The organism is Bdellovibrionales bacterium, assembly GCA_019750295.1.
Taxonomy (GTDB): domain Bacteria; phylum Bdellovibrionota; class Bdellovibrionia; order Bdellovibrionales; family JAGQZY01; genus JAIEOS01.
The window spans coordinates 39415-50406 of the sequence record JAIEOS010000004.1 but is presented as its reverse complement, the minus strand read 5'-3'; the positions used below and the strand labels follow the sequence as shown (position 1 = coordinate 50406).

At 46.5% G+C, this 10992-nt stretch carries 5 protein-coding genes; all 5 read right to left on the bottom strand.

From position 1 onward, the window contains the following. A partial coding sequence (locus K2Q26_01055; protein ID MBY0314075.1) for a GTP-binding protein occupies positions 1–1358 on the bottom strand: 1358 nt, incomplete at its 3' end. 213 nt (positions 1359–1571) lie between these two features. After that, complete coding sequence (gene rpsG, locus K2Q26_01050) at positions 1572–2045, bottom strand: 30S ribosomal protein S7 (protein ID MBY0314074.1); 474 nt, start codon at positions 2043–2045, stop codon at positions 1572–1574. A 20-nt stretch (positions 2046–2065) separates the two neighbouring features. Then, complete coding sequence (gene rpsL / locus K2Q26_01045) at positions 2066–2443, bottom strand: 30S ribosomal protein S12 (GenBank protein MBY0314073.1); 378 nt, start codon at positions 2441–2443, stop codon at positions 2066–2068. Between the two features lie 150 nt (positions 2444–2593). After that, positions 2594–6727: a DNA-directed RNA polymerase subunit beta' gene (gene rpoC / locus K2Q26_01040; GenBank protein MBY0314072.1), complete on the bottom strand. Its 4134-nt coding sequence runs from the start codon at positions 6725–6727 to the stop codon at positions 2594–2596. Positions 6728–6737: 10 nt separating this feature from the next. Continuing rightward, positions 6738–10904 carry a DNA-directed RNA polymerase subunit beta gene (gene rpoB / locus K2Q26_01035; protein MBY0314071.1) on the bottom strand — a complete coding sequence of 1389 codons (4167 nt, stop codon included), beginning with the start codon at positions 10902–10904 and terminating at the stop codon, positions 6738–6740. Positions 10905–10992 lie beyond the last annotated feature (88 nt).

Below are 10992 nucleotides of genomic sequence, written 5' to 3'. Positions count from 1 at the left end.
CCTGTATCGGGATCTGTCTTTAATAAACTCGAAGGATCTTCTTTTACGAGTCGCTGTAATCCCTCAAGCATTTTTGTTTGATCGGCAGAGGACTTGGCTTCGACAACTGTAGAAATCACGGGCTCTGGGAATGTGATCGACTCAAGAACAACTTCCCGAGAGGGGTCTGTGAGAGTATCGCCCGTCACCGTAAATTTGAGACCGATAATCGCGCCGATATCACCGGCTTTGATTTCGTTCACTTCCATGCGGCTGTTGGCATGCATCTTTACGATTTTTTGTACGCGTTCTTTCTTCTTCTCTCGAGGATTGGTGAGAGTCATTCCCGCGGAGATCACTCCGGAATAAACTCGCACATAGCAAAGGTTACCCGCAAAGGCATCAGTGGCGAGTTTAAATGCGAGTGCGGCAGTAGGCTCTTTAAAATCAGGCTTACAAACCACAGACTTCTCTAAATCATGAGCTAACTTAGCTTCGACAACTCCACGATCCAAAGGGCTTGGGAGATAATCGGTAATTGCGTCGAGGAGAGGTTGCACCCCTTTATTCTTAAAAGCAGATCCACAGAGAATGGGGTGGAGTTTTCTTTCCAGTGTGCACTTTCGAATGGATGCTTTTAGTATTTCGGGAGTGATGGTTTCTCCCGAGAGAAACTTATCCGCGAGAGAATCATCATAATCGGCAACGATTTCGATCAAGCGCTCGCGCGCCTTTGTGGCCTCTTCCTTATAGTCGCTGGGAATTTCGGTCGTTTGAAAACTATCGCCTTTGTCGTCTTTGATTCTCCAAACAAAGGCTTGTTCGCGAACTAAGTCGATCATTCCGGTAAATTGATCTTCGCTACCAATGGGCATTTGTATCGGTGCCGCCACCGCATTGAGACGCTCGCGAATGGTCTCGATCGTCATATTGAAGTCCGCACCGGTGCGATCCATTTTATTCACAAAGCAAATCGTCGGTACTTTATATTTATCGGCCTGTCGCCAAACGGTTTCTGTTTGAGATTCAACGCCGCTGACCGCATCGAAAACCGCGACAGCTCCGTCGAGAACGCGAAGGGAGCGCTCAACTTCGATGGTGAAATCCACGTGTCCGGGAGTGTCGATAATATTGATGCGATGGTTATTCCAAGCACAGGTCGTGGCGGCGGCAGTGATCGTGATCCCGCGCTCTTGCTCTTGCTCCATCCAGTCCATGACGGTGTTACCCTCATGAACCTCACCGATCTTGTGACTTTTCCCGGTGTAAAATAGAATACGCTCGGTGGTTGTCGTCTTGCCCGCATCGATATGAGCCATAATCCCGATATTTCGAGTCCAGATTAAGTCTTCAACTTTTTTGGGTTCACCGATGCTCATGCTAAATTCCTGTAAAACCTAAGGTTATAATGATTAATTTGGGGGTTGTCGAGATCCTTCGCTGCGTTCAGGATGACCTATTCGCAGGATGACCGAGTCTCGGGATGACATATGCAAGAGGGGCTCAAATGAAAAAGGCCGTTCGATGACGGCCCTTTTTTGAGATTCTTCGCTTTCGCTCAGAATGACGTTCTAACTCTCAAAGCAATGATATTACCAGTTGTAGTGAGAGAACGCGCGGTTGGCTTCTGCCATTCTGTGCACGTCTTCTTTTTTCTTAATGGAGTTTCCGCGGTTATTGTACGCATCCATTAACTCGTTCGCTAGACGAAGTGACATTTCCTTTTCACCACGCTCACGAGCGTAAGTTACAATCCATGTTAAAGCTAAAGCGATACGACGAGCTGGTCGCACATCCACAGGAACTTGGTAAGTGGCTCCACCGACACGGCGAGAACGAACTTCAAGTTGTGGTTTTACGTTTTCTACAGCTTTTTTGAAAATCTGAAGAGGTTCTTCGTTTGCTACTTTGCCTTTGAGTTCATCAAGAGCTGAATAAAGCATACGATATGCGGTCGATTTTTTTCCACTCAACATGATGCGGTTTGCGAATTTAGCCACCAATGTATCATTGAAGATTGGATCTGGAACTGTTTCTCTTTTTACACTGCCTTTACGACGAGACATTTACTTTTCTCCGTTACCGATTAAGTTTTCTTAGGACGTTTAGTGCCATATTTAGAACGAGATCTGAGACGGTTTTGTACACCTTGTGTATCAAGAACGCCGCGGACGATGTGATAACGACAACCTGGAAGATCCTTTACACGACCTCCACGAATCAAGACCACACTGTGCTCTTGAAGGTTGTGACCGATACCAGGAATGTAAGAGATAACTTCGTATCCGTTAGACAAGCGAACTTTCGCCACTTTTCTAAGAGCTGAGTTTGGCTTCTTTGGTGTTGTCGTATACACGCGAGTACAAACGCCACGACGTTGGGGGCAGCTTGTGAGCGCAGGTGATTTACTACGATATCGTTTATCTTTACGTTCTTTACGAATTAACTGGTTAATTGTAGGCATCAAGTCCTCTGTAAAATTATCGCGACCAAAATCGCGTCTCTAGCTCTTAAAGGCGGTCAAACTAACCGCCTTTTTTTAAACCGTCAAGCCTATATTCCCCCCAAAAAAACTAACTGCAATAAGGGTTTTTAAGGCCTTTCGGTGTGGTTTCTAATAGCTCTGCTGAGTGGTCTGAGTTGGACGTATAAGACCAGGGGCTCCGGCGACGGCTGGCTCCTCGACTTGGACTTTCCACTTCTTATAAGCCGTTAACCCTGTTCCCGCTGGAATCAAGCGACCCATAATAATGTTCTCTTTTAGACCTCTTAAGCTGTCTGTTTTCGAATTAATAGCGGCTTCCGTAAGTACTTTCGTGGTCTCTTGGAACGAAGCTGCTGAAATCCAGCTGTCCGTGCTCAAAGAAACTTTCGTAATACCCAAAAGAAGAGGTTCACTCGTCGCTGGGCGCCCGCCCTCTTTCACGACGCGATCATTTTCTTCCTCTAAGGCGTACTTCTCTGTTTGCTCACCAGCGAGGTAAAGTGTGTCACCCGAATCGGCGATGGTTACTTTTCTTAACATCTGACGAACAATCACTTCGATGTGCTTATCGTTAATACCCACCCCTTGGAGGCGGTACACTTCTTGGATTTCATTCACAAGATAAGCCGCCAACGCTTTTTCACCCAACACTTTTAAGATGTCGTGGGGATTGGTTGGACCGTCCATCAAAGGTTCACCGGCTTTTACAAATTCGCCTTCGCGAACCGCAACGTGTTTCCCTTTAGGAATGAGATATTCTTTCTGCTCACCCACATCCGGAGTTACGATCACGCGCTGTTTGCCTTTAACGTCTTTTCCAAAGGCCACATAACCGTCGATTTCGGAGATGATCGCCGCTTCTTTAGGTTTACGAGCTTCGAACAATTCGGCCACTCGAGGAAGACCCCCAGTGATATCTTTTGTTTTACTCGTCTCTCTATGGATCTTCGCCACGATATCACCGGCGTGAATCTCTTGCCCCTCGTTCACGAGAAGCTGAGCGCCCACAGGAATGACGTAACGAACATCGGCATCGCGGCCCACTTGTTTGAGGGAGTTGCCTTTAGCATCAACGATGTAAACTGTCGGCTTTTTAGCGCCGCCCGAAGATTTGCTGTCGGTGATCACTTTTGTCGAGAAACCTGTCACTGGATCGACTTGTTCCGTGACCGTTACACCTTCTTCGATATCTTCGTACTTAATAACACCAGTGACATCGGCGATGATTGGATTTGAGTAAGGATCCCATTCTGCGAATGTGGCCCCTTTTTCAATCTTTTGACCATCACGAACGGTGAGAACTGAACCGTAATAGAGAGAAAATTTTTCTCTTTCACGACCGTTTTCGTCGAAGACAGACATCGTTCCGCTACGATTCATGATCGTAAGCTTCTTATCTCGGTTTTCTACGAACACGACATTGTTAAACTTAACGGTACCTTCGTAACGAGAAGTATAAACTGACTGCTCTACTGAACGAGATGCTGTTCCACCCAAGTGGAACGTTCTCATCGTTAACTGAGTTCCAGGTTCACCGATCGACTGCGCGGCGATAATACCGACAGTTTCACCGTGGTTCACAAGGTTACCGCGCGATAAATCGCGACCGTAACAAGCGACGCACACGCCACGACGAGTTTTACAAACGAGAGTCGAACGAATCTTAACTCTTTCAACACCCGCTTTATCAATCGCGAGCACATGATCTTCGTTGATCTCTTGTCCCTTACGAACGATCACTGCGTCGGTGTTTGGATCTAGAACTTCTTCAAGAGTAATACGACCGAGAACACGCTCACCCACAGGTTGAATAATTTCACCCGCTTCGATGGTCGCTTCGATCGTAATACCATCTGTCGTTCCGCAATCGTTTTCGGAAATAATCACATCCTGAGCCACGTCGACGAGACGGCGAGTCAGGTATCCTGAGTTTGCAGTCTTAAGAGCGGTATCGGCCAAACCTTTACGAGCTCCGTGAGTCGAAATGAAGTACTGAAGAACTGATAAACCTTCACGGAAGTTGGCCGTAATCGGTGTCTCGATGATCTCGCCTGAAGGTTTCGCCATCAAACCACGCATACCTGCAAGCTGTCTCAACTGAGCCGCGGATCCCCGCGCTCCAGAGTCTGCCATGATGTAAATTGAGTTGAAGGAGCTACCGACGACTTTCTCGCCGTTCACATCAAATTCTTGCTTCTCAAGAGAAGATAACATTTGCTTAGCAAGACGATCCGCAGCCTGAGCCCAGATATCCACAACTTTGTTGTAGCGCTCACCATCAGTAATGAGACCTTCATCATACTGACCTTGAATTTCTTTAACTTGTTTTTCGCAATCTTTGATCAAATCGACCTTAGAAGCTGGAATTTTCATGTCATCAAGACAGATCGAAATCCCCGCTTTTGTCGAATATTCGAATCCAAGATTCTTCACACGATCCGCCATGATGGCAGTGGCTTTAGCACCCGCCAAGCGGAAACAGGTATCGATCATCTTCGCGAGTTCTTTCTTAGTCATGATAACGTTCACGCTTTCGAAAGGAACTTCTTTGGGAATTTGTGCACTTAAGATCGCGCGACCTACAGTGGTCTCACGAGTTTTGCCATCAATACGAACTTTACAAGCTGCTTGAAGGTCGATGCTTCCTGATTCGTAAGCCAGGAGAGCGTCTTCAACGCTACCGAAAGCTTTACCAGACCCTTTGGCACCAGGGCGAAGACGTGTCATCCAGTACAATCCCAAGACGATATCTTGAGTGGGGTTGATGATCGGTTTTCCGTTCGCCGGGCTCAAGATGTTGTTGGTCGACATCATCAGAACGCGCGCTTCCACTTGTGCTTCTACAGAAAGTGGAACGTGAACTGCCATCTGATCTCCATCGAAATCCGCGTTAAACGCAGTACAAACGAGGGGATGGAGTTGAATCGCTTTACCTTCGTGAAGAACAGGTTCGAAAGCCTGAATTCCAAGTCTGTGAAGAGTTGGCGCACGATTGAGAAGAACCGGATGTTCCTTCACCACGTCGGCGAGGATATCCCAGACTTCTACGGTTTCCATTTCTACAGTTTTCTTGGCTTGTTTGATCGTGGATGTAAATCCACGCTCTTCTAATTTGTTATAAATAAATGGCTTAAACAGCTCGAGGGCCATCTTCTTAGGGATACCGCACTGATGAAGTTTAAGATTTGGACCAACAACGATCACAGAACGACCGGAGTAATCCACACGTTTACCGAGGAGATTCTGACGGAAACGACCTTGTTTACCTTTAAGCATATCGCTTAATGAACGAAGAGGACGTTTGTTTGGACCTGTGAAGGTCTTTCCGCGACGACCGTTATCCAAGAGAGCATCAACTGCTTCTTGCAACATCCGTTTTTCGTTACGGATAATGATGTCCGGAGCGTTAAGCTCTTGCAGACGCTTCAAACGGTTGTTTCTGTTGATCACGCGACGATAAAGATCGTTAAGATCTGAAGTTGCGAAACGACCGCCATCGAGAGGAACGAGAGGGCGAAGATCCGGAGGAATCACCGGAAGCGCTTCGAGCATCATCCACTCAGGCTTGTTCGTAGAGCCTTTAAAAGCCTCTACAACTTTAAGTCTTTTCACTAATTTTTTGATCGAAGCGTCGGATTTGGCATCTTTCAAATCCATACGAAGTTTACGAGACAAATACTCTGGATCCACTTTACGAAGAATTTCACGAACGGCTTCGCCGCCCATTCCGCTCTTAAAGTTAGGTCCAAATTCGTCTAATGCATTTTGGTAAGCTTCCTCAGAAAGAACTTGTCCTTCTAAAAGCTTCGTTTCCATAGGATCGATCACGATGTAAGCTTCGCAATAAAGAACTTTTTCAAGTTCCTTAAGGGAAAGATCAAGCATGTTGGCGATACGGCTTGGAAGCGAGCGAAGGAACCAAATGTGAGCGACAGGAGACGACAATTCAATGTGTCCCATGCGTTCACGGCGCACTTTACTCTGCGTGACTTCGACGCCGCACTTTTCGCAGACAACGCCGCGATACTTCATCCGCTTGTACTTACCGCAGAGGCATTCGTAATCTTTAATAGGCCCGAAGATCTTTGCACAGAAAAGACCGTCGCGCTCCGGTTTAAAAGTTCTATAGTTGATGGTTTCTGGTTTTTTAACTTCACCATGAGACCAAGAACGAATCATTTCGGGGGATGCCAAAGAAATTCTTACGGCATCAAACGAAAGTGGATCTTTGGGTTTATCAAAAAAGTTTAATAAATCTTTCAAGGTCTACTCCTTATTGCTCTAGGAAATCTTCGTCTACAGTCATTTCTTCGTTATCGGAATCCGACAACAATCCTGACTCGACGAGTTCTACGTTTAAGCCCAAGCTCTGTAATTCTTTAACGAGAACGTTAAAGGACTCCGGTAACCCTGGCTCGAGGACATTCTCACCCTTAACAATGCTCTCATACATACGTGTTCTTCCAGCGACGTCATCCGACTTCACCGTGAGGAACTCTTGGAGTGAGTAAGCAGCACCGTAAGCTTCAATCGCCCACACTTCCATCTCTCCTAAACGCTGACCACCGAACTGCGCTTTACCACCCAGCGGCTGCTGAGAAACAAGCGAGTATGGACCGATCGAACGTGCGTGAATTTTTTCTTCCACCAAGTGATGCAGTTTGAGCATGTACATGATTCCGACAGTGACCGGATTTTCGAATCTTTCACCGGTACGACCATCGTGAAGGATCATCTGTCCAGTGTCAGGTACATTGGCTTTAGTCAGTAAGCGCTTAACATCAATCTCTCGGGCTCCATCGAATACTGGAGTGGCCAAGTGAACACCGTTAGAGACAGCGCCGATCATTTTCTTTAAAGAAGCTTCATCGGCTCCATCAATCTTTTTAGAGATTTCTGGATCATTCTCGAAAGCGTCTTTGAGAGCTTTACGAGCATCGTCTTCTTTGTACTTTTCGATATGCGTTTGTAATTGAACACCGAGATTTCTCGCCGCCCAACCTAAATGCACTTCCAGAATCTGACCGATGTTCATACGAGAAGGAACCCCAAGTGGGTTCAAAACCATGTCCACAGGTGTACCGTCAGCGAGATAAGGCATGCTCTCGACCGGTAGGATCTTAGAGACAACCCCTTTGTTTCCGTGACGTCCCGCGAACTTATCACCCACTTGAAGGCGACGTTTGATGGCCACATAAACTTTCACCATCTTGATCACGCCTGGAGGAAGTTCATCCCCCTTCTTTAAGCGGTCTGTTTTTTCGTCGAACACGAGTTTTACAGCTTCTAATTGATTGCGTGAACGATCGATAATTTTAGAAACTTGGAATTCGAGTTCCGAATCTAACGGAATATAAGAAAGTAATTCGAAAGGAACTGTTTCGAGATCTTCAGACGTAATCAACGCACCTTTATCAAGGAGCTTCTTAGTTCCATCTTCGTTAAGAAGAGCGCCCGTGGTTTTCTTACCAACGATGATCTTCTTAAGCTCTTCGAGAGCGTTGTTTTTAATAACGTTCTGCTCGACTGAGAAATCTTTTTCGATTTTCTTGCGTTTTTCTTCGAGAATGATTTGTAAACGTTCGTCGCGGTCAGAACCTTCGCGGCTATACACCTGCGCATCGATCACTGTTCCGTAAACGCCGGATGGCACACGGAGAGAGGTGTCTTTCACATCGCCGGCTTTTTCACCGAAGATGGCGCGGAGAAGTTTCTCTTCTGGAGAAAGCTGCGTCTCACCTTTAGGAGTGACTTTACCGACAAGGATTGAACCAGGGCGAACGTCCGCACCAATACGGATAATACCGCTCGTGTCGAGATCTTTGAGGGCTTCCTCGCCCACATTGGCGATATCACGAGTGATTTCTTCTTTACCCAGCTTGGTATCGCGCGCCACGCACTCGAACTCTTCGATATGAATCGAAGTGTAAACATCTTCGCGAAGAAGACGCTCAGAGATCAAGATCGAATCTTCAAAGTTGTATCCCATCCAAGGAGTGAACGCGACCAGGATGTTTTGACCAAGGGCCAATTCACCGTATTCTGTCGATGGACCGTCGGCGATGATATCGCCTTTTTTAACGATGTCGCCAGTGATAACGATGGGCTTTTGGTTAAAACATGTGTTTTGGTTCGTCCGTTGATATTTCGTCAGGTTGTAGATGTCGACGTTAGCTCCGAGCTCACCGGCTTTAGCAAAACGGCGAACCACGATACGAGCCGCATCCACTTCCTCAACGATACCGTCGTTTTGTACAACAACGCTTGTTCCTGAGTCTTGAGCCACGAGTTTTTCAACCCCTGTTCCCACGAGAGGAGCTTTTGATCGTAAGAGTGGAACCGCTTGACGTTGCATGTTCGATCCCATGAGAGCGCGGTTCGCATCATCATGCTCAAGGAAAGGAATCAATGAAGCAGCAATCGATACGAGCTGGCTTGGCGAAACGTCCATCAACGATACTTTTTCGGAATCGATACCGATGTATTCACCATCGATACGTACAGTTGTGTTTTCGTTCAGAGTTTTTACAGGCTCACGGGTCGCCGGAGCGATGTAGTGACCTGCTTCTTCGAGAGCTGATAAATAAACCACATCTTTACTTACCGTCTTCGCGTCGACTTTTAAGTACGGAGTCTCGATGAATCCATAGTTATTGATTCGAGCGTAAGTCGCAAGTGAAGCAATTAGGCCGATGTTTGGTCCTTCCGGAGTTTCAATCGGGCAAATACGACCGTAATGCGTAGGATGTACGTCACGAACTTCGAAACCCGCACGATCACGAGTTAAACCGCCCGGTCCAAGAGCCGAAAGACGACGTTTGTGCGTAATTTCCGAAAGTGGGTTGGTTTGATCCATGAACTGAGAAAGCTGAGAAGCGCCGAAGAATTCTTTAACGACAGCGTTTACAGGTTTCGCGTTGATCAGATCGTGCGGCATCATGGTTTCAACATCTTGAAGACTCATGCGCTCGCGAATCGCTCTTTCCATACGGACAAGACCGATACGATATTGGTTTTCTAACAATTCACCGACAGAACGAACACGACGGTTACCTAAGTGATCGATATCGTCCACTTTACCGTTACCGTTACGAAGATCCATGAGAGTGCGAACCACTTCCATGATGTCTCGTTGAGTGAGTGTGCGGTGAGAAACCGGAGTCTCTTCGAAAGGAATATTGAATCTGTGATTGATCTTAAGACGACCGACCTCAGAGAGATCATAAGTCTCAGGATCGAAGAACAAGCGATTAAAGAAACCTTCAGCCGCTTCTGGCGTTGGTGGCTCACCAGGACGCAAGCGCTTATAGATTTCGAGCTTAGCTTCTTCCATCGTGGTCACTTTATCGATCAACAATGTATTGCGAAGGTAAGGACCGACAGCAAGACCATCAAAGAAGATCAAGTTCATCTCACGGATGCCGGCAGCGATAATACGGTTAACTGAGTCGAGAGAAAGCTCTGCGTTCACATCCGCGATAATTTCGCCAGTGGAATCATCGATGATCGGATTGGCTACGACTTTACCGATCAGATCTTCTTTAGAGAGAGCCACTTCTTTAATTTCGAGCTCTTTCGCGCGCTTAATGGCTGCGCGAGTAATACGACGACCACCCTTAACGATCACTTCACCCGTTTTCGGATCGATGATGTCTGAAAGCGCTCTTTGACCCGACATTTTTTCAACGTCGAAGTCACGGAAGATATCGCCTTTTTTAGTAATGCGAACAGTATCGATGTCATAGAAATAATCTAAGAGTTGCTCGTCGTTATAACCGAGGGCTTTAAGGACGATGGTCGCCGGGAATTTACGACGACGATCGATACGAACGTAGATCAAATCTTTTTGATCGAATTCGAAATCGAGCCAAGATCCACGGTATGGGATCACGCGAGCCGAGAAAAGAATTTTGCCCGAGGTGCTGTTTTTACCACCGTCATCATCAAAGAAGATACCTGGAGAACGATGGAGCTGACTCACGACAACTCGCTCTGTTCCGTTGATGATGAAAGATCCGCTCTTTGTCATCAATGGGATTTCGCCGAGGTAAACCTCTTGCTCTTTCACCGCAGTAATACTGCGTGCGCCTGTTTCCTCTTCGACTTCGAAGACGATCAAGCGAAGAGTGACCTTGATGGGAGCTGCATACGTCATTCCTCTTTGGCGACATTCATCAACGTCGTATTTTGAGGGCTCAAGTACATAGCTCACGAACTCAAGACTTGCAGTGTTGTTAAAGTCGCTGATTGGAAAGACCGACTTGAAAACACCGTTTAATCCATCACTATTTCGTTTGTCTGGATCTGTGTCTTTGAGAAGAAAACTCTCGTAAGATTTTTTTTGTAGTTCAATCAGATTGGGGATTTCGATCGCGACTTTGTTTTTTGCAAAAGTTTTGCGAATTCGAATATTTGAAGCAGTAATCGGAGTGGTAGCCATTCCGTCTCCTTGTCAATAAGAGTGGTGTGTTGACCAATGCAAAATTCTAGGGGCAAACAACCCCTAGAACAACTAATACTAACTAATA

What these genes read in the sequence shown, in the direction of transcription:
- rpsG (MBY0314074.1), bottom strand. Translation starts at nt 2,045, where the DNA reads ATGTCTCGTCGTAAAGGCAGTGTAAAAAGAGAAACAGTTCCAGATCCA.
- rpsL (MBY0314073.1), bottom strand. Translation starts at nt 2,443, where the DNA reads ATGCCTACAATTAACCAGTTAATTCGTAAAGAACGTAAAGATAAACGA.
- rpoB (MBY0314071.1), bottom strand. Translation starts at nt 10,904, where the DNA reads ATGGCTACCACTCCGATTACTGCTTCAAATATTCGAATTCGCAAAACT.